Origin of the sequence: Plebeiibacterium marinum (assembly GCF_026013615.1) — a bacterium.
Taxonomy (GTDB): domain Bacteria; phylum Bacteroidota; class Bacteroidia; order Bacteroidales; family Marinilabiliaceae; genus Saccharicrinis; species Saccharicrinis marinus_A.
In genome coordinates, this window is sequence record NZ_JAPDPI010000024.1 from 18,912 (window position 1) to 40,388 (window position 21,477).

19 protein-coding genes are annotated in these 21,477 nt (G+C 32.3%); 17 read left to right on the forward strand and 2 right to left on the reverse strand.

Annotation, left to right across the window (positions count from 1 at the left end):
• Positions 1-4: 4 nt before the first annotated feature.
• From OM074_RS12330 to OM074_RS12410, 17 genes are all read left to right on the forward strand, one after another.
• On the forward strand, positions 5-466 hold the full coding sequence (locus OM074_RS12330; protein WP_301199833.1) for a chemotaxis protein CheW: 462 nt from the start codon (positions 5-7) through the stop codon (positions 464-466).
• 2 nt (positions 467-468) lie between these two features.
• Positions 469-951 (forward strand): chemotaxis protein CheW, encoded by a 483-nt coding sequence (locus OM074_RS12335; RefSeq protein WP_301199835.1) that lies wholly within the window; start codon positions 469-471, stop codon positions 949-951.
• Positions 951-1,820 carry a CheR family methyltransferase gene (locus OM074_RS12340; protein WP_301199837.1) on the forward strand — a complete coding sequence of 290 codons (870 nt, stop codon included), beginning with the start codon at positions 951-953 and terminating at the stop codon, positions 1,818-1,820. Before OM074_RS12335 ends, OM074_RS12340 begins: the two co-directional genes overlap by 1 nt.
• Positions 1,821-1,836: 16 nt before the next feature.
• On the forward strand, positions 1,837-2,739 hold the full coding sequence (locus OM074_RS12345; RefSeq protein WP_301199839.1) for a sensor histidine kinase: 903 nt from the start codon (positions 1,837-1,839) through the stop codon (positions 2,737-2,739).
• 10 nt (positions 2,740-2,749) lie between these two features.
• Positions 2,750-3,220: a chemotaxis protein CheD gene (locus tag OM074_RS12350; RefSeq protein ID WP_301199841.1), complete on the forward strand. Its 471-nt coding sequence runs from the start codon at positions 2,750-2,752 to the stop codon at positions 3,218-3,220.
• An 86-nt stretch (positions 3,221-3,306) separates the two neighbouring features.
• On the forward strand, positions 3,307-4,416 hold the full coding sequence (locus OM074_RS12355; RefSeq protein ID WP_301199843.1) for a protein-glutamate methylesterase/protein-glutamine glutaminase: 1,110 nt from the start codon (positions 3,307-3,309) through the stop codon (positions 4,414-4,416).
• Positions 4,417-4,501: 85 nt separating this feature from the next.
• A complete protein-coding gene (locus tag OM074_RS12360) occupies positions 4,502-6,379 on the forward strand; it encodes a PAS domain S-box protein (protein WP_301199845.1) in 1,878 nt (625 codons plus the stop codon).
• 13 nt (positions 6,380-6,392) lie between these two features.
• Positions 6,393-7,235, forward strand: a complete 843-nt coding sequence (locus OM074_RS12365; protein ID WP_301199846.1) for a CheR family methyltransferase — start codon at positions 6,393-6,395, stop codon at positions 7,233-7,235.
• Positions 7,236-7,238: 3 nt separating this feature from the next.
• A complete protein-coding gene (locus tag OM074_RS12370; protein ID WP_301199848.1) occupies positions 7,239-8,045 on the forward strand; it encodes a CheR family methyltransferase in 807 nt (268 codons plus the stop codon).
• A gap of 9 nt (positions 8,046-8,054) precedes the next feature.
• Complete coding sequence (locus tag OM074_RS12375; RefSeq protein ID WP_301199850.1) at positions 8,055-8,630, forward strand: chemotaxis protein CheB; 576 nt, start codon at positions 8,055-8,057, stop codon at positions 8,628-8,630.
• 9 nt (positions 8,631-8,639) lie between these two features.
• Positions 8,640-9,389, forward strand: a complete 750-nt coding sequence (locus OM074_RS12380) for a GAF domain-containing protein (RefSeq protein WP_301199852.1) — start codon at positions 8,640-8,642, stop codon at positions 9,387-9,389.
• A 30-nt stretch (positions 9,390-9,419) separates the two neighbouring features.
• A complete protein-coding gene (locus OM074_RS12385) occupies positions 9,420-12,029 on the forward strand; it encodes a PAS domain S-box protein (protein WP_301199854.1) in 2,610 nt (869 codons plus the stop codon).
• Between the two features lie 24 nt (positions 12,030-12,053).
• Complete coding sequence (locus OM074_RS12390) at positions 12,054-12,629, forward strand: SiaB family protein kinase (protein WP_301199855.1); 576 nt, start codon at positions 12,054-12,056, stop codon at positions 12,627-12,629.
• Between the two features lie 25 nt (positions 12,630-12,654).
• On the forward strand, positions 12,655-13,035 hold the full coding sequence (locus OM074_RS12395) for a DUF1987 domain-containing protein (protein ID WP_301199857.1): 381 nt from the start codon (positions 12,655-12,657) through the stop codon (positions 13,033-13,035).
• 34 nt (positions 13,036-13,069) lie between these two features.
• Complete coding sequence (locus tag OM074_RS12400) at positions 13,070-16,138, forward strand: ATP-binding cassette domain-containing protein (RefSeq protein WP_301199858.1); 3,069 nt, start codon at positions 13,070-13,072, stop codon at positions 16,136-16,138.
• Between the two features lie 60 nt (positions 16,139-16,198).
• Entirely contained in the window at positions 16,199-17,119 is a 921-nt protein-coding gene (locus tag OM074_RS12405) for a hypothetical protein (RefSeq protein WP_301199860.1), read from the forward strand.
• A gap of 61 nt (positions 17,120-17,180) precedes the next feature.
• The gene (locus tag OM074_RS12410) at positions 17,181-17,639 is read left to right on the forward strand and encodes an ATP-binding protein (protein ID WP_301199862.1); all 459 of its coding nucleotides are present in this window, start codon (positions 17,181-17,183) and stop codon (positions 17,637-17,639) included.
• A 49-nt stretch (positions 17,640-17,688) separates the two neighbouring features.
• On the opposite strand, the gene OM074_RS12415 is transcribed toward OM074_RS12410, so the two are convergent.
• Both OM074_RS12415 and OM074_RS12420 read right to left on the reverse strand, forming a co-directional pair.
• Positions 17,689-18,675, reverse strand: coding sequence for a Gfo/Idh/MocA family protein (locus OM074_RS12415; RefSeq protein ID WP_301199864.1), 987 nt, complete (start codon positions 18,673-18,675; stop codon positions 17,689-17,691).
• Between the two features lie 15 nt (positions 18,676-18,690).
• Positions 18,691-21,420, reverse strand: a complete 2,730-nt coding sequence (locus OM074_RS12420; protein ID WP_301199866.1) for a DUF3352 domain-containing protein — start codon at positions 21,418-21,420, stop codon at positions 18,691-18,693.
• Positions 21,421-21,477: the final 57 nt, after the last annotated feature.

Here is a 21,477-nt window from a genome sequence, read left to right on the forward strand (position 1 = left end):
TATTATGGAAGGTGATTTTATAACATTAATATCTTTTAACCTGGGAGATCAGGTTTATGCTTTTGATAGCTTACAGGTTAGGAATATTCTTCCATATGAAGAAGGAAATGTGGCAAAAGTTCCTAATACAAAAGATTTTATTTTGGGGGTTATCAATCTTCATGGAAATATTGTACCGGTTACAGATTTGCGCATTATAATGAAAATCGCAGATTGGAAAAACTCAAAAGATACTTCAATAATTGTGGTATCTCCTGAAGATAAGCTTGAATCTCAGTTCGGTATTGTGGTCGATTTGGTAAAAGAGGTGTTTGAGGTAGAAAATGATAGAATTATGCCTCCCTCCTTCCAAAAGGGGATAGGGCTTATTGAATCTTTTGAAGGCACAGTTCAAGAGAAGGATGAATTTGTTCATATGATTGATTTAATGCATGTAATTAATCAAATTGAAAGTAAAAACGTTTAAAGATGGAAGACATTAACAATTCATATCTTTCGTTTAAAGTTGGAACTGAATTATTTGCAATTCATGTTGGCAGGGTTAGCGAAATTTGCGAGTATCAGGAACCTCGGAAAATACCTGAAACAGTATCTTTTATGACAGGAGTAATTGATCATAGAGATGAAGTAATTCCTGTAATAGATACCGGTTTAAAATTTGGTATGAAAGCTGTGGAAATTACAGCTCAAACCTGTATTGTTGTTGTAGATGTAACAAGGAAAGATACCGATACCTCGTTTCGGGTGGGAATTTTAACAGATGCAGTTACTGATGTTTTTGAAGTAAATGAGGAAGAATTTAAACAAGTAGATACTGATTACAGTCCTGGATATATAAAAGCAACATGTTCGGTCAATAATAATTTTTATTTAATATTAAATTCTGATAAAGTATTTAGTGTGAATGAAATTATTGGCATGGGTGATGTTTTAAATAAAATTAAAAAGTAGTGGAGAATAATAAATCATACTCAAAAGATTTAGATTGCTTTAAAGCTGAATTATCCTCAAAGGACTTTGAAGCTTTTAGCCAGTTTATCTATTCTGAGTTTGGTATAAAAATGCCTCCGGTTAAAAGAATAATGCTTCAGGGCAGGCTATTGAAAAGGATTCGCGAGTTAAATATGAATTCTTATACTGAGTATAAAGATTATCTTTTTAGCAATGATGGGCAGCGTGAGGAAATATTTAACTTTTTAAATGTTGTAACGACTAATAAAACTGACTTTTTCAGGGAACCAGTTCATTTTGATTTTCTGAAAAGTACCGTATTGCCAGCTTTTGTTGAAAAACAGAGTAGGGAACCGTTTAAAATATGGAGTGCCGGTTGTTCGAGTGGAGAAGAGCTTTATACGTTGGCAATTACCTTAAATGAGTTTAGTGCAAATAATCCGGGATTTCATTATAATATGCTTGGAACGGATATTTCACAAAATGTTTTAAGTAAAGCTGCAAAAGGGATTTATCCCCTAAATAAGGTGGATATTATTCCTTTGGAATTAAAAAAGAAATACTTTTTAAAAAGCAAGGATACAAATAATCCTACCGTAAAAGTGCGACCTGAACTACAGCGTAATTTAAGCTTGAAATATTTGAATCTTATGGATTCATCTTTTTCTGCTATTAATGAAAAATATGACGTTGTATTTTGTAGAAATGTGTTGATTTATTTCGATAGGCAAACACAGGAGAGTGTGATAAATAAATTAAGTTCCCATGTAAAATCTGACGGATACTTTTTTATTGGACACTCAGAATCATTAACGGGTATGGATGTACCCTTGGAACATATTAAGCCAACTATTTTTAGAAAAAAATAAGAACAAAACAAGAACCATGAATAATTTATCAGACAGACAATTACTTAAAGAACTTAGACAGCGTCTTGAAGCTGGTAAAAATAGTGAAAAGGAAATAAAAGAGTTAACTCTTGAGCTTCAAAGTGTATCTAAGAAACTTAAAGATTCAGAAGCATTAAAGAGTCACTTTATTTCTAATATATCTAATGAGATAGTAAACCCGTTTACTTCTATTTTAGGTTTATCAAAAGCAATTTTATCAGTAGAAAAACACGATTGGAAAAAAGTGGTTTCTATGGTTGCGTTGATTCACTCAGAAGCCTTTAATCTTGACTTTCAGCTAAAAAATATTTTTGTAGCAGCAAAAATTGAAGCTGGCGAAGTGGCACCAAATATTGCAAAGGTCAATATTCGTAGTTTGCTACAAACCGTGGTGGAATCATTTAATATCATCTCTCGAAAAATGGGTATTAGTTTCGATATTCAATTTAATATAGAGCATGGTTTTGGAAAGAATTTTTACTTTAAAACGGATTCTGAAAAGCTTAAATTAATTTTGAGCAACCTGATTAATAATGCATTAAAATATAGTTATAAGGATAGTAAAATTATTATACCTGTATGGCTTGATGATGAAGAAGTATTAAAAATTGCAGTTCAGGATTTTGGAACCGGTATTTCAGAGAAAAACCAAAAAACAATATTTGAAAGGTTTAAAAGACTTGATACTGGCATTAATTCAATTAACAGAGGTCATGGATTAGGTCTTTCAATCACCAAGTCCTTGCTTGATGTTTTAAGCGGCGATATTGAAATTCAAAGTAAAAAAGGAGAAGGTTCTACATTTACCATTAGTGTTCCTGAAGCTAAAAATATTGTGGATGGATTTAGTGGTGAGGGTAATGATATTTTCTTTGATGAAGAGGATGAGATTTTTTAATGGAAGATAAATGAGTCAATATTTACAACATTTTCTATATCCTTCCTCTCTTTTTGTAAGTAAAGAACCTTTTCTGGTTAAAACAATTTTAGGTTCTTGCGTTGCTATTTGTTTGTGGGACTCACGCCTTAAAATAGGAGGAATTAATCATTATATGCTCCCTCATTGGAACGGAAATGATTTAGCTTCTCCAAAGTATGGAAATATTGCCATCGATAAATTGATTGATAAGCTGTTGTTTCATGGTTCCAGAATTGAGGATTTGCAGGCAAAGGTTTTTGGTGGTGGTGAGCTGATGCAAACGGGTAGTTCCAAAACTCAAATTGGGGAAAGGAATATTAGAGTAGCCCAAATAATGCTGGAAGAAAGAAAAATTCCTATAGTGGCCTCAAGTACAGGAGGTAAAAGAGGAAGAAAAATTATCTTTTTTACAGATACAGGAGAAGTCAGGCATAAATTGCTTGACAAAAAGAACTTATAAAAGGAATATTTTTGTCTTTTATTTATTTGCGTAAAAATTTTTTTTAATTTTCGTAAATGATAAAAAAGTATAAATAACCTTGTACTATGCGGAATAATAAAATACGGGTATTAGTTGTTGATGATTCAGCTGTGGTCAGACAGAGCCTTTCTTCAATATTAGGTTCAGATCCTGATATTGAAGTTATGGGAACTGCTGCTGATCCGATAATCGCTGTAAAAAAAATCATGAAAGAGGTTCCGGATGTAATTACACTGGATATCGAAATGCCCAGGATGGATGGATTAACGTTTTTGCGAAAAATCATGTCGCAGCACCCAATTCCTGTCGTTATTATTTCCTCTCTTACAACTGAAGGTACCGAAACAGCCATGAAGGCTCTTGAATATGGAGCTTCTGAAATTATTGGTAAACCTGCCATGAATGCGGCAAAGTTTATTAATGAATCAAAAATTCTAATTTGTGATGCTGTGAAGGCAGCTTCGCATGTAAAGCTTTCAAGAAAGAAAATTGCCACAGCGTCACAGGTTTCAAAAATAGCATCAAAACCTGCACCTAAACTTGAAGTAAAACCTAAATACAGTGCCGATGTTATTTTAAAAAGGGCATCAGCGTCAGATAGGATTACCATAACTGATAAGGTTATTGTATTAGGAGCGTCCACAGGAGGTACGGAGGCTATACGGACTTTCTTAAAGAATTTACCTCCCAAAATGCCTGGGATAGCCATCGTGCAACATATGCCAGAGGGTTTTACCAAATCCTTTGCTAACAGTTTAAATAATATTTGCGATTTAGAGGTAAAAGAAGCAGAAAATGGAGATAAACTTTATCAAGGTAGGGTATTGATAGCGGCAGGTAATCATCATATGCTTTTAAAACGTGTTGGTAAAGAATATTTTGTAGAAGTAAAAGATGGACCCCTTGTCAACAGGCATAGGCCGTCTGTAGATGTTTTGTTTCGTAGTGCTTCACGATATGCTGGAAATAATGCCATTGGCATATTACTCACAGGAATGGGTAATGATGGTGCAAAAGGTTTGCTTGAGTTGAAAGAAAGTGGTGCAGATACTGTAGCCCAGGATGAACAAAGCTCTGTAGTTTATGGCATGCCAAAAGAAGCGGCTAAATTGGGAGCAGCAAATCATATTCTAGGTTTAGATCATATAGCACCTTATTTAATTAAATCAATATAATCTTTAGTAAGCTTTTGTGCTGATAAAATTATATTTTCGCGCACACTTTTGTGATTAGGTTTCATAATAATTAAAAATATTAGTTGTGAAAAGGATTGAATTATCTAATATACTGAATAAGTTCACCTTTAGGGGGTTTTTATTAGGATTTCTGGTTGTATTACTGGTTTTTCTTTTAAATATGAATTCCAATGTTTTTCTGCAAACAAACAGAACCTTTGCAGATATGTTATACATTTTTCCCGGGATGTGGATCCTCATAGTGTTGCCCTTTGTAACAGGCGCTCTGGGTTATTATGCTGCATTAAAGTTTATTAAGATAATTCGAAAACAACGAAGAACATTAAAGTTTGAAGCAAAAAGATCTGAAAGGGTTTTGAAGTTCATTAATAACCTTCGTGAAGGGAACTTGAATAATACAGATTTAGTTAATGACAAAAGGGATCAACTCAGTAAATCTCTTTTAAAACTTCGTGATTACTTAGTAAAAAGTAAAAAAGAACAGGAACAGAATCGAATTGAAGAAGAACAGCGGACTTGGGTTACTCAAGGATTAGCACAATTTGGAGAGATATTAAGAAGAAATAACGATAACCTTGAGGAACTAGCTTTTAATATCATTAGTTATCAGGTAAATTATCTAAAAATTAACCAGGGTGGGTTTTACTTATTGAATACAAATGCTAAAGGTGATAAGTATTTTGAGCTGACAGCGTGTCTTGCTTTTGATAGAAAGAAGTTTGCAGAGAAAGTTATTCAGTGGGAAGAGGGATTGATAGGTAGATGTGCAATTGAAAAAGATACAATCTATTTAACAGATATTCCCAATGAATATATAACTATTACTTCCGGGTTAGGGCAATCAAACCCATCAGCTATATTGTTGGTGCCTTTAAAGGTAAATGACGAGGTTTACGGGGTAATTGAATTGGCATCGTTTAAGGAATTTGAGCCTTTTGAGATTGAATTTGTTGAAAAAACAGCCGAAAGTATTGCATCAACCATTTCTACTGTGCAAATAAATATCCAAACAACAAAGTTATTGCACGAAACACAGATTCAAGCTGAACGTATGTCTCAACAAGAAGAGGAGTTGCGCCAGAACCTGGAAGAGATGCAAGCAACCCAGGAAGAATCTGACCGTCGTGAGGTTGAAATGAAAGGTATTCTTGAAGCCATTGATAACTCTGCAATAAGTTGTGAATTTGCAGTAGATGGATCGCTGATTTCCGTAAATCAGTTGTTTTTAGAAACCTTTAAATATTTGCCTGAGGAGATTGAAGGTCAAAATTTGAAAATTTTTGCATTTCAGGATGATGTAGAGGAGCTTTCAAAGATTTTATCGGATTTACAAAATGGAAAGAACTTTAAAGGCAGGGTAAAAAGGAGAACTAAATTAGGAGAAGAAATATTCTTACTCTCTACTTATACTCCGGTAATAGATAACAATGGAGAAATTGTAAAGATCTTGAGTTTGGAAAATGATGTAACCGAGCAAGTGGGAATGGAAGAGCAAATGAAGCGTTCTAAGGAAGAACTTGGCGAGTTGTTGGATCAGGCCCGGGATGAAATGAAAGAACAATTTAAAGAAATAGAAGCGGTAAAAGTACGGAACGAGAAAACACTTGAAGGAGCTCTGGATGCTATTATCACAACAAATAAAGAAGGCATTCTTGAGTTTTTTAATGCTGCCGCAGAAAAACTATGGGGGTATGAGCGAGCTGAAGTGTTAGGGAACCATATTTCTATGTTGTTTTCGGATGATATTGCCAAAAACGAACCATTTGTTAAAGCTTATGTTACCACTGGAGAACAAAAATTGATAGGCGAACGTAAAGAAGTACCTATAAAAAATAAGTTTGGTGATGAGGTAGATGTGCTGTTCTTGTTATCTGAAGCACAAGTTGGCGATGATCATTCATTTACTGCATTTATTCAAAATGTGGAAGTAGAGTTATTTTAAATAAATAATATTTGTGGGGAATTTAACGTTTAAAACGTATTTAGAAGAGCTTAAGAAGCACACACCATATAATTTTTGTGAATATTCAGATAATTCAATTCAAAGACGGATTGATAAAGTTTTGAAGGATCACAAAATGACATTGGAAGACTTATTGCATTTGACCAGAACTGATGAAGCTTTTGTTGAAAATCTGGTTGATGAGATAACCGTAAACACTACTGAACTATTTAGAAATATGGAAACATGGGAACATCTTTATACTAAAGTGTTTCCTAATCTTAAAAGTAAAAAAAACATAAATATTTGGCATGCTGGCTGTTCTACTGGTCAGGAAGTATATTCTAACCTGATACTTTTTAATGAACTTGGTTTGTTAGACAAAGTTAAAGTTGTTGCTACAGATATTAATCAGAAGGTAATTTCTAACGCAAAAAAAGCTGAATATTTATATAGTGCCCACCAAAGTAGTATTCAGGACTATAATGAATTTATTAAAAAGTATAATAGTAATGCCCATACGTTTGAGCATTATTGCGATATGGAAAAAAATACAGATAAGTTTGTTTTTAAAGATTTTCTAAAAAAGAAAGTTGGCTATATGCGTCATGATTTAGTTTCTCAGGATATCCCTTTTTACCAAAAGTTTGATGTTATTTTTTGTAGAAATGTTTTGATTTATTTCAATCCCGAACTTCAAATGAGAATTGTGAGGAAATTCTTTGACAAATTGTATGATGGAGGTGTTCTGATACTTGGAAATCATGAAGCCTTGCATGGTTTTTTTAAGACTAGGTTTATACGAAGTGGCATGGTTTATACAAAAAGTTCAACTTTTCAATTTAAATACAAGTAACAAATGGCAGTGGCACCTACTTTGAATGATATTAGAGTAATAGCTCCTATTTTAGAGGATAAGCTAAAGTTGGATATATATAATTTTGCTTTATCATTTTTACGCAGACGCTTTGCCTATGTGTTTAAACAGTTAAATATTAAAAACGTATCATATTTTATAGATGAGATAAAAAAGGGTAATTTAGTTTCTGACTTTTTGTATCACTTTAATGTAAGTGATACAGAGATGTTTAGAGACCCTTCGTTTTGGCGAACCTTGAGGAATAAACTTCTACCATTGTTTAATGGGAGTAATATCAATATTTGGTTGCCAGAAGTAGTATCAATTCATGAGCTGTTTTCTTTACTTGTAATTTTAAGGGAAGTTGATTTATTAGAAAGTGTAAATATATACTGTAATTCTCCAAGTAAGAATATAATTAAAGAAATACAAGATGGAAAAGTGCCTCTTAAAACAATTGAGGTTAGTAAGCAAAATTTTAAGAGGTTGGAATTACATAGTCATTTTGAAGATTATTTCTTAGAGGAAGATAATACGATTACCATTAACAAAGAATTTTTAAAAAATGTGATTTTTATAAATAATAGTTATTTTAATGAAGGTCCTGGTAATGAAATAGATATTACATTATTTCGGAACAGGATGATATATTATAATTCTAAGCTGCAGACAAAGGCAGAAAACGAGATCTTCAAATATATTAAAAAAGGTGGGTTTCTAGCCTTGGGTATCAGGGAGAACATAAGTAAAACCAATAGTATGTTGTTGGAAACACACGACAAGAACGAACAAATTTTTAAAGTTTGATTTATTTCAATGATGAACAGAAAGGCATCATATTATAAAAGTGTTGTAATTGGAGGATCAGCTGGTAGCTTTTCAATTGTATCAAAGATACTTGCAGGCATAAAGTCAGATTTTAGATACCCAATTATTGTTTGTTTACATAGGTTAAAGCACATTCGTTCCGGGCTGTTGGAGGGAATAAATTTGAAATCTAATCTTCCGGTTTTAGAACCTTTTGATAAAGATAATATGGAGGCGGGAAAAGTTTATTTGGCACCCTCAAATTATCATTTGTTTGTTGAATTCGATTCAACTTTTTCTCTATCCACTGAAGAAGTACACAATCATAGTCGACCATCAATTGATTACACTTTTTCTTCTGCATCTACTTCTTTTAGAGAAAAAGTTATAGGAATCATATTGACAGGAGCAAATAAAGATGGGGCTACGGGAATGCATGAAATTCACAAAAAGAAGGGATATACCATTGTACAGGATCCGTTAACATGTGATGTTGATACCATGCCTAAAGCAGCGTTGCAGTTATTTACGCCTGATCAAATATTATCGCCGGATGGAATAATTGAATTTTTGAATAATCTTTAAAGCTTCTATATGAGAACAAAGATATTTTTACAATTATATACAATTGCAGCTATAGCTTTTGTTTTTGCTTTATTAAAATATAGTTTTTGGGGGAATTTAGATGTTTCCTCCATGTATTTTGTATTTGAAATAGTTTCATTTATTGGTTTTCTTGGTATTATTTATTTTTCTGATAGGCAAATTAGAGCATGTCACAGTGCAAGAGAATCTAAAGAAAAGGAATTGGAATGCATAAGGCTAGATGCAAATGAAAAGATTGAAAAGCAAAATGAATACATAGAGGAATTGTTGAGAAAATCAGGGAAGAAAGATAAAATAAAGGAAGAAATTGATGTTTTTTCAAAGAAAATAAAAGAGATTTTAAAGTTAGATAAGGATCGTACAACTGTTGCGAAATCATTATTGAACTTTATTAGTAAAAATTACGAGATTGGTCTTGGAGTTTGTTATTTTAGGTCAGAACTTTCCGGTCAATTTACCGTAGAAGGTGTTTATGGTTTAGAAAGAGAAGAGGTTGTTGAACAATTTGATGGCAACACAGGAATGAATGGTCAATGTATCGAAGATAAAAAAGCTATGGTTATCAAAGATATTGATGAAGATTATTTCAATATTGAATCATGTTCCGGGTCGTCCAAACCCAGTTTTATATATCTGTTGCCAATACTTAACAATGAAAATGTGATTGGTTTGCTGGAATTGGCAAGTTTTAAAGAAATAAATATAGATCGTCATTGGGACTTAATTTATAGGTCTTAATAATAAATAGGGATTTTATAATTTTATAAAATGCAAGTAAAAAAAGCAATTAAGAATATAAAAAAATATTTATCGCTTTCAATTTTAAATGAAAGAGATAAGTTCTTTTTGATCATATTTCTTATTTTAATATATCTTTTTGTTTGGAGTAGTTTTATTGATATTGCTGGCGAAAGGATGTCGCTTAACTCTTTGTTCAAGATTCATGCCTCTTTTATATTATGGTTTGTAGATCTTTTAATTATCAGCTTTCCTTTGCTTATTATTTATTTTTATAACTATAATAAGATAAACGTCCGGAAAACAAAAAAGGATATAGCTCAATTAAAGCATAGTTTAAATTCGAATATACAAATAGCTAACTTTATCCGTAATGGTGACTTTCCCTCTGTTTTTAAGTATAAAAATGGAGATTCCTCTTCATTGGTGGATTTGGCTAAGGATCTTTTGGAAACCAACCAAAAGGAAGAAGAGCAAAGGTGGATTACTAAAGGGAAGGAGTTGGTTAATGATATTTTAAGAACCTATAGAAATATTGATGAACTGGCAATAGAGTTACTAAAAGCCGTAATAAAATATTCAGAAGGAGTTCAGGGGGCTTTTTATTTATTAGAGAATAATAAATTAGTTAGCAGGGCTACCTATGCTTTTAACAGGCAAAGGTATGTTAATCATGAATTTGAAATTGGAAGGGGATTGGTTGGGCAGGTTGCTTATGAAAGAGAAATGATTTATCGAACAGAAATACCAGATGATTATTTCACCGTCACATCGGGTATTCTCGGTGATACAAAACCTAAAAGTATAATAATTCTTCCCTTGCTTCAGGACGAACAATTACAAGGCATAATTGAGCTTGGTTTTCTTTTCGATCATATTCCTACATATAAATTGAGTTTTGCAGAAGAGTTAAGTTCTATGATAGGTAGAACTATTTATGCTCAAAAAATAAATGCAAAAACTGAATATCTGCTTGAAGAATCACAGCAGATGACAGTGACTTTGCAGCAAAATGAGGAAAAATTAAAAGAGAATGCGCGTGAGATGATGATTGCTCAGGAAGATTTAGAAAGATCTAACGAGCTTTTAGAGTCTAAAATTCAGGAGGTGGAGAATGGACAGAAGCGCCTTGTGGCCTTGTTAACCAATGCATCAGAATTTATTTCTATTTACGACGAAAGTCAAAGGCTTGTGTTTGAAAGTCCCTCTGTAAAGAGGATCTTGGGCTATAATGATGAAGATGACATCATAGGTATGGATCCGGAGATGATGACGCCCAGGGGATACAAAACTATAAACAATTTGTTTTCATATTTAAAGCAAACTCCCGGTGGCGAAAGTATCGCACAATATACCTATCTGAAAAAGAATGGTGAAAAGCTGTTTCTTGAAACAAAGGGGAAAAACCTATTGCATGATCCCGCAATAAAAGGAATTATTTTTAATACTCAGGATATTACAGAAAGGATTAGAGCGGAAAAAGAGGAGAGAATGAAAAGTAGAATGCAATCTCTTTCTGAAAATTCGCCTGATATGATTTTACGTATCAATACTTCAGGTAAATTGGTGTATGCTAACCCTGCAGTTGCTGAGTTTATTGGATTGCCTATAAATGAGATTACAAAAAAGCGTTTTTCAGAATTACAAATAGACGGGCGATTTATTGAATTTGTAAATACAGTACTTAATGATGTCAGGATTGATACCAAACAAATAAATGAAGAAATTGAGGTAGATTCTAATCTGGGAACACAGATAATGCAAATTAAAGCCATACCAGAATTAAATGATGATAGAGTTCTGGAATCTGTTCTTTTTGTTGCCCATGATATGACTGAGGTGAAGAAGATTGAACAAGAAATTAAAGAAAAGAACAAAAAAATCTCGGATAGTATCAATTATGCGCAAAGGATTCAGACCTCAATATTACCTGATACAACTTTTATTCAACGTCATTTCCCACGATCATTTATCTTTTATCGACCGAAAGATGTTGTTAGTGGAGATTTTCCATGGTTTGTAAAAAAAGATGAAACCTTTTATGTGGCAGCCGTAGATTGTACTGGGCATGGGGTACCTGGTGCACTTTTGTCATTTATCGGATATTTTCTACTTAATAATATAGTAAATATTGACAATGGGTTTAATGCTGCCCAAATATTAGAATTACTTCATCAGGATGTTAGAACAACTTTAAAACAGAATGAAGAAGGCAATAATGGTAGGGATGGAATGGACCTTGCTTTGTGTAAAATTGATAAAGAAAAAAAGACAATACAATTTGCAGGTGCACATAATCCATTATATTTGCTTAGAAATGGAGAATTAATCGAATATAAAGGAAGTAGAAAGGGGATTGGTGGAAAACCTTTGTTAAAAAAGAAAGAAAAGGAGTTTGATAACCATGAAATACCTTATATGGAGGGTGATAAAATATTTATTTTTTCAGATGGGCTTCCCGATCAGTTAGGAGGAGAGCGAAGAAGAAAATATCAAACAAAAAAGATTAAGGAGGCATTGACAGAAAGTCCTGATCTTACAATGGCTCATTTTGCCCGTCATTTCTCAAGTGATTTTTATGAGTGGATGGGCGAAGAAAAGCAAGTAGATGATGTATTATTAATTGGAATTGAATTGTAAAGTATACAAACTAAATATTTTTTTATGATGGAAAATTCTCATGAAAATCATAGTTTTCTCGATTTTGCTTATCAGCTGTACAGAACTATGAAAACCAACGAGATTAGTTTGGTTTATGAAGGGGAGGTAACACAAGATATTACAAAGACTTTTACTTCGTTAACCGAAAAGAGTTTAGCCAAAAGTGAAGAATCAAATGCGGTTCAGCGTAAGGTTTTTAATGTAATGGTTGAATGTTTACAAAATATCAGTAAACATGCAGATGCCCTTTCTGAAGAAGAAGATGAAAGAAGAGGAATTGTGATGGTGAGTAAAGGTGACGATTGTTACAATATCATTACAGGGAATGTAATAAAGAACGGAAAAATTCCAGGATTAAAAGAAAACTTGGAGCAAGTAAATTCTCTTGATAAAAAGGGATTGTCCGATTTGTATAAAAAGCAGATGAAAGAAGGACGTATCTCTGATAAAGGAGGAGCCGGACTGGGTTTGATTGATATCGCAAAAAAAACCGGAAGTGAGCTAAGTTATCAATTTAAGAAGATTAGCGATGAAGTTTCTTTTTTCATCCTAACCTCAACAATTAGAAGAAATAATTAAACACCAATAAATAAAATAATCGATTATGGAAGTTATCAATATTCAGGGAACAGATGATACTCCTAACGTAATTCTTGATAAGAATAATAACAAGTTTGAAATTTCAGGGCGCTCTTTGCCTGAAGATGTAAATATGTTTTACGAGCCAATAATGGATTGGATTGATGGATATGCAGAGGCTCCTAATGAAAAAACAGAGTTTAACTTCAAACTTGAGTATTTTAATACGGCATCATCAAAAATCATCTTGGATATCTTACTTAAATTTGAAGAGATCGTAGAGAGTGGTCATGATGTAAAAATAAAATGGCATTATCACGAAGAAGAGGAAGATATGCTTGAAGCAGGTGAAGAATATGCTGATATAGTAGAAATTCCATTTGAATACGAAGCTTATACAGACTAAGTATAAGTTTAAAAGTTGTTGCAAATAAAAACTTATGAGTGAAGAGATATTAAAAGCCCTGATGCAATTGTTTGGCCTGATTGCTAAACAAGATGAGGGTGTACAAGAAAGTGAAATAGAGTTTGTTAAAAACTTTTTGAAACAACAGTTAACTGCAGAGGCTGTTGATGAATATTTTGCATTGTTTCAGAAGCACTCAAAAGATAAAAGGAACAGCAACCCAAAAGAAGAAGGCAAGGTACAACTTACTTCGATGAAGGATTCCGTTCGTATTATCGGAATTTGTAAAAAGATTAATAAACAACTTAATAAGGAACAAAAAGTTGTTGTATTGGTTCGTATGTATGAGTTGGTTAATGCCGACCGTAAGTTTACGGACCAAAGGATGGCAATTATTAATACTGCTGCGGATGTATTTAAGTTTTCGGAAGAAGAAAAACGAAATATAGAGGCCTTTGTAATTAATGATGACCTGACAAAACTTGATATAGATAATGTTCTTGCTATTAATGCCAAAGCCAATGAAGGTAAGAACAGGGAACATATTAAGGCCAGTAAGCTTCATGGAAATATTGTAATTCTTAGAGTTAAGAGTGCTGATTTATATTTTTTGAGATATACCGGAGATCAGGATATCTTTTTGAATGGTCTTTTATTAAGTAATCGTAGAATATATCTTTTTCCCAAAGGGAGTTTTTTAAAACTGCCAGCCCGAGCACCAATTTACTATACTGATGTTGTTAGCAGGTTTATGACAGATGCTTCAACTCCAAAGATTTCCTATGTTGTAGAAAATCTTGGTTTCCAGTTTAAAAATGGAGGTATAGGATTACGTGATGTTAACCTTGCAGAAGAACATGGCCGCCTGATTGGTATTATGGGAGCCAGTGGTGCCGGAAAAACAACCTTGCTTAACGTTTTGTCAGGAACAGAAAATCCGAGTTCAGGAGAAGTGAGGATTAACGGTGCAAATCTTCATAAAGAAAAAGATAAGGTTGAGGGGGTTATAGGTTTAATTCCGCAAGATGATTTGTTAATTGAGGAATTAACTGTATTTGAAAATTTATACTATAATGCCAAACTTTGTTTTAAAGATAAAAATGAAGAAGAAATTACCCAGCTGGTAAATGATACTCTTCAGAGTTTGGGGCTATTTGAGAGAAGAAATCTAAAGGTGGGGTCACCCTTAAATAAAATGATCAGTGGAGGTCAGCGAAAAAGGTTAAATATCGCTTTAGAACTTATTCGTGAGCCTTCAATTTTGTTTGTGGATGAACCTACATCCGGATTGTCTTCGAGGGATTCGGAAAATGTAATGAATCTTTTACGTGAGTTAACCTTAAAAGGTAAGCTTATATTTGTAGTAATTCACCAGCCATCTTCCGACATTTATAAAATGTTTGATAAGATGTATATCCTTGATACAGGTGGTTATCCTGTTTATTACGGAAATCCAAGTGAATCACTCATTTATTTCAAGCGTTTAGATGCCCAGATTAACAGTGAACAGGGTGAGTGCCCGCAATGTGGTAATTTAAATCCTGAGATGGTTTTTAACATTATTGATGCCAATGTTATAGATGAATATGGTAATTACACTAATAAGCGAAAAACTAGTCCTCAGGAATGGAATCAACATTACTTAAAAAATATTGAGATACCAAAACTGTCTGAGGTTGAAACCTCACCACCCAAGTCTTTAAATATTCCGGCATGGATTAAGCAGTTTCAGATTTATACTCTCAGGGATTTCTTTTCAAAAATTTCGAATAAGCAGTATATACTTTTAAACTTGCTGGAAGCGCCTATTCTTGGATTTATTTTGGCCTTTTTAATTCGGTATATTGTTGATCCCGAGTCTGATGTGTATATATTCAGGGATAATGAAAATATTCCTCCTTACATATTTATGGGGATAGTTGTATCCTTGTTTTTTGGCTTGATTGTAAGTGCCGAGGAGATTTTTAAGGATGCTAAAATTTTGAAAAGGGAAGCATTTTTAAACCTTTCAAGATCCAGTTATTTGGTATCAAAGGTTTTGATCCTTTTTACTATTTCTGCAATTCAAATGGGCTTATTTGTAGGAGTGGCAAATACTGTACTTGGTATTAAGGATATGTATTTTGATTTTTGGCTGGCATTGTTTTCTGTATCTGCATTTGCTAATATATTAGGATTGATATTATCCGCTTCATTTAATTCAATAGTTACCATTTATATTTTAATCCCGCTTGTGATGATTCCCCAAATGGTTTTAGGGGGAGCAATGTTTACTTTTGATAAACTCAACAGAGATATTTCAAGTGCCGATAAAGTACCAATTGTTGCTGAATTTATGCCATCAAGATGGATTTATGAAGGATTGATGGTAGATCAGTTTAAGAACAATAAATTTCAAAAAGTATTTTTTGATGTAGAACAAGAAGAGAGTGCAACGGATTTTAAAGTAGTACACTATTTACCCGAATTAAGGGATGCCGCGGACGAATGTAAAAAGTATATCTCAGGTTCAGGATCAGAAGAAGAAAAGGAAGATTATATAAGCAATCTTGCCTTGTTGAAAAATGAAATTGGTAATGAAAACAGGCGGGTTAAGGATATGCAGTTTGGTTATATTGACAAGCTCAAAGAAGGCTTGTTTGATATGGACGTATATAATGCCATGATTAAGCATCTTGATGCGTTGCATAAATATTATTCCGATAAGTTTGTGGCAGCTACCAATAAAAAGGAAAAAATGGTGAACTATGCCATTTCTACCTATGGGAGGGAAAAGTTCAATGATTTAAAGGATACTTATATTAATGAAAGCATATCAGATATAGTAAGAAAAGTATTTGAGCAAAATGAAATCCTACGTGACGGCGACAAGCTGATACAGAACGTAGACCCAATTTATAAGATGCCCGAACCTGACAATATAATTGGGTTTAGATCTCATTTTTTAGCTCCAAAAAAACATTTCGGGGGGCAGTTTTATGAGACCTTATGGTTTAATATTATTATTGTTTGGATATTTACTATAATATTGTACGCAGTATTATATTTTGATTTATTAAGAAAGTCATTTAATGCCATCGGTGAATTAAAGAGGCTTAAATAGTAACCTTTTTAAAGGTTTTAAGTATAACCTAATTATTTCGAAAATTAAAAAAAACCTATCATGTTAAAGAAGTTATTGTACACTACGGCTATATTAAGCGGAATTGTTTTGTTTTCTGCTTGTTCTGGCAATTCAGGAAAAAAGCAATCAGGTTCAGATGAATTTTCTATAGCAGATTCTGCTTTGGTTAGTGATGCTCCTCTTGAGCTTTCGGAAGAAATTATTGGAGATGTAATTCAAAATATTTCTTCTCCGGTTGAGATGGCTGCATTGATTAAGCAATCGGGTGTTGATTTTTCACAAAAGATTTTGAATAAGCCTGAAAAAATTAAAGATTATAATACAAGTTTTAAGAGGGCATTAAACTTAGGTGTGTTAAGTGCTGATTTAGGTTATATTAATACTTTTGATAAAAATACTATCGTTGTTTCTTATTTATTAGGTATTAAAGAATTATCAGAGAGCATTAAAGTTGGTCAGTTTTTTGATTTTAATTCGTTAAAAGAATTAGCAACCAATAGCAACAACCTGGATTCATTGATGGAAATATCTGTTTCTAGCTTTAATAAAATGGATTCTTACTTAAGAGAGCAAAAAAGGAGTAATGTTAGTACTTTAATTGTTACCGGAGCATGGATAGAGGGATTATACATAGCAGGTAATGTTATCCAACAGACAAAGGATTCAGAATTGATTAACAGGATTGGTGAGCAAAAAGATATTATTGACATTTTATTAATTATTTTGAATAACTACAGCAAGGATCCAAATTTTGCAGAAATGGTAACTCGTATGGAGCAGATTAAGCAAGCGTATGCTGGAGTTAAAATTACTACCGAATTTGGTGAACCTAAGAGAATTGAAAAGAATGGTACTTTAATAATAGTTCAGGATGAGATTAGCCATGTAGAGATTTCTCAAGAGCAAATTGACGCAATTGTTAAAGAAATTTCCAGTCTTAGAGATTTTATCGTATCCTAGATAATATCGTATAAAGAATTATCTTTGCATAGCTTTATTTAAGAAATAAAAAAATTGTAACATGAAGAAGATCTTAATATTATCTATATTATTCGTTTCATTTTTCGCTGTAAAAAGTAGTGCTCAATGTGGCGATAATTTGTTGAAGCAGGCTCTTAAAGAGATGGGTGATACACAGTATATGAAAGATTTTACTGTTGATTTGCAACAGGAAAAAAAAGATACTAAAACAGGATACGTAAAATATAGTGTAATACTTAATAGTAGGAGTCAATATAGATTTAATACCGTAAATGGTTTAGGTAATCCTGAAAAAGTAATTATGCAGCTTTATGATGGTGATAAATTGTTGTATAGTAATTTTGAAGGTGGCAAAATGTACAGTGCTTTTGAATTTTTGTGTAGGAAAACGAAAGTTTATAGTCTTGTTTTCTCTTTTAAAGGAGGAGCCGAAGGTTGCGCTAAAGGAGTAATGTCTTTGGTTAAACAATACACTGCTGCTGAAATTTCATCAATGTAACAGTAGAAAATAAAATTATAGATTAAGGCGGTGGTTTCACCGCCTTTTTTTATACCATTTCCCAACTATTACTTTTAGCCGACTTGAATATGGCATCAATTACTTTCATATTGTTTAATGTGTCTAAAAGTGAATTGTTTTCTATATCATTATTCTTAACTTTTTCAGAGAAAGCTTCAAACATCAATCCATATTGGTCACAGATATCAAATTCAATCTCTCTTGTTCCCTGAGGTGAAGAAACTGTTATTGAAGATTTTGTGTCAACGTATGTGTTAAAGGGGACATGAATTTTAATGGATCCGGCAGTGGCTACAATTTCTACAGTTTGGTTAGGTTCACTCAATGTGGATACAGTAAATGACGAATGAATCCCATCAAAATCAAGAATTCCTGAAGTAAGTATGTCTGTTTTGGAAGTTTTATTTTCTTGCATAAGTGAAATAACCCTAATGGGTTCTTTGCTCGTTAAGAACCTTGCAGCAGAAATAGCGTAACAGCCAATATCCATTAAGGCACCACCTCCATATTCTTTAATATTTCTAATGTTTTCTGGGTTTGGATTGTTATAGGCAAATGATGTACGAATGTACATGATTTTACCCAATTGAGATGTTTTGATCAGATTTTGAGCATGAATCCAAAGAGGATGATATTTGTACATAAATGCTTCACACAATACAACTTTATTTAGTCGTGCATATTCCTCAGCTTCTTTAGCTTCTTCTGCATTAAGTGTCAAAGGTTTCTCGCAAAGAATATGTTTTCCGTGTTGGGCCGCTTCTTTGATCCACTTTAGGTGTAAATGGTTTGGCAAAGGTATGTAAACAGCATCTATTTCTTCATCAGATAATAACTCTGAATAAGAATCATATTTTTTATTAATATGGAACTTCTTTGCCAGTTCATCTGCTTTTTCCGGAGATCTGGATGCTATACCATATATTTCGCAATTATATGTTTGTTTTAACGGTAAAATAATGCGCTTAATAAGGTGGTTTGATACACCAAGTACTCCAATCTTAATTTTTGTCATAAACTTCTCTTTATGCTATTCAATTCGATAATTGTAAAGGTAATTGTTATCGCCACCAACAATAAGGTTAAATTGGGTGCTTTCTGAGCTTAAAAATCCAATGCTAAATCTCGATCTTCCTTTTAAAGGAAAGTTCTTATATAAACTCCCATTGCCATTAATCAGGTATATTTTTTGGTTTTGTTCGTCAAAAACACCAATTTTTTTATTGTTAGATGAAAATTGATATATATCAGCGGTTAATGATATATTACCATCAAATTCTTTTGTAAAGATCTTTTTGCCTTTTTCTGAGTATAATGTAGCCTCATTATCTGTCAGTAATAGTATTTCATTTCCTGTTTTTTCGGAAATATCTGTGAAAGTAAAATAATGATCTTCCCTATTATTAAGAAGGTCAATTTTTGTTGTTAGGCCATTATTTAGGTCTATTATTCTGGCATTCCCTTCAATGTCGGAAGTAATAATAGATGTACTTCCGTATTCATAAAAAATACTATTGGCTCCTCTAATAAAATCTTCATTAATAGACACTCTGGACTTCCCTTTTCTATTCAGGATATAGTTTTTCTTATCGTCGGCAAATACGATAAAATCCTTATTGTTTAATCTGAAGTGTTGTATTGGTTGGGATATAAAGCCTTCTGTGGGCTTTGCTTTCCAGCCATTTAATATTTTCCCTGTTTTATCGTAAGCATACGTTCGTTTATCTTTACATGCAACAAAAATTCGGTAATTTCGGTTTTTGTCATAATCAAAAAGAGCAATGCCATTTGTTGCCTCATGGTTTAGGTTAATGGGATATTTTTCAACATGGTTTCCATTCCGGTCAAGTAAATAGATTTTCTCTTTTGTGTTGAAAAGGTATTGTAGTTTGTTATTTCTATAATAATCAATTTGATATATGGTACTAAGAATTTGGTTGTTTAATTTTTTTTGCCATAAAATTTTTCCATTATTAGCAATTAAGTATAAGATATTTGATTTGTCCTGTACAAGGATTTCTTTTTCATTGGTATAATGATTGGTAACCAGCGTGGGTTTCTGGAAGATAGTGCTGTCAAGTCCACTCTGCCATATTGTTCTTGGTTCAGCTTCGCGCACAGGAAGGTGTTCAATTGAAATGTTTGTATATAAAAGTTCTTTTGCATTTGTAATTTGGAAACCAACACCATAGAAATTGGATAAGGCTTCTTTTTGATCTTTGCCAGGGTTTAATAATTCAAAATTTGATATATTGGGAGCAATAGATGATATTTTGGAGAAATCACAATAAACAAACATATTTTCTTTATAAGAAAAGTTTTCTGTGAATTGTTGGTAGTATTTGCTGTTGTAGATTGTCTTTTTTAACTCGTTGGAATAAATGACGGCTTTTAGTGTATTTATGCTATTGGCAAATACAATATAATTATCAATAAAGCAAAAGTATTTTGTTGGTATGGTAGGGAAAAAGTGGGCAAATATGTTTTGTATCCCCTCAAGTCCTTCTCCTTTATAAACCGGATAGGAAGTGTTACTGTCAATTTTATAGTTGTAAATTGGTTTAATTGGAATGTTTGTAATTTTCTCGAGGTAATTTAGAGTTTTTGATTTACTAATCGTTTCAATAATTAATGTTTTGGCTTCATCATGGTTTGGTAAGTTGCTTGAGTTATATAATAGGGCAAATTCATCACCTAAAAAGTTAAAAATATATTTTTCAAAATCAGAATTGCTATTAGTTACTGAAAGAATTCTGTTTTTATAATTGTCTAATAGATTGTTAGTCTTTAAATAATTATGAAAATTTTCTTTGAATTTATTACTGTCATCAATGTTGTAACTTATAAAAAATGGGCAATTTGAGGGTATTACCTTACTAATTTTTGAAGTAGAAGGATTTATATCTTTAAAAATTGTACTGAGCTTATTGTGTTCTTTTTCAGGGTATATAAATCCGTTGATATTAACAGTGTTGCTGTGTATATTTAGGTCTAGCTCTCCCCACTTTCCCATTTTTTTTATAAAAGCTAAATGTTTACTAGTACTTGTGTTAAATAGGGACTTAATAGCTTGAGGGATTTGTGATAAATTAATAAACAAGTTTATATCACTGCTGTTTCCTGCCGTTTTGTATAGTCTGAAAAAAGTATCATCGTTTATTAAAGAGAATTCAGTATCAAGCTGTCGTATCGATTTCTCAACAGTTAATGATGAGGGGCTAAAAATCAACAAACCATTATCAAAAGTAAAGAATAGTTCAATTTTATAATTATTGTGTGTTAACTTATATATGTTGTTAGAATTGTATTTCCGGGTATTAATATCCCATGCATTTCCGTTCTCATTGATAAGATAGTTTATCAATTTTTTTTGTTCTGCTTTGTTACTTAATGAATAAGTAAACAAGGGTGAAAGGTTGTCTTTGCCTTCAGGATGAAGAGATATTGAAACAGGTTTATGTTTTAAAATGTTATATATATCTTTGTTTTCTAATGTACTGTCAATGATAGAGATGGTATTGTAAAATTTCTGAAAAAAACTAAATTTTAATAAGTCATCTTTATAATTTATTTTTTCTTTTACCTGATTTGTAATTTTTTCAATATCATCAATTTTTATAATTAAACAAACGTCAGTTGGAATACCTTTAATGATGTTATTGTTTTTATAGTTTTTGTAATCGTGTAAAAAAAAGTAAGAATAAATTAATGCAATGCCTAGGATGGCACATATTGTTATAGTGAGAATTCGTTTATGCATTGAGAGATATTAGTTTTGTTTTATACAAAAGTAATCTGCTAAAATGTAAAATAAAAA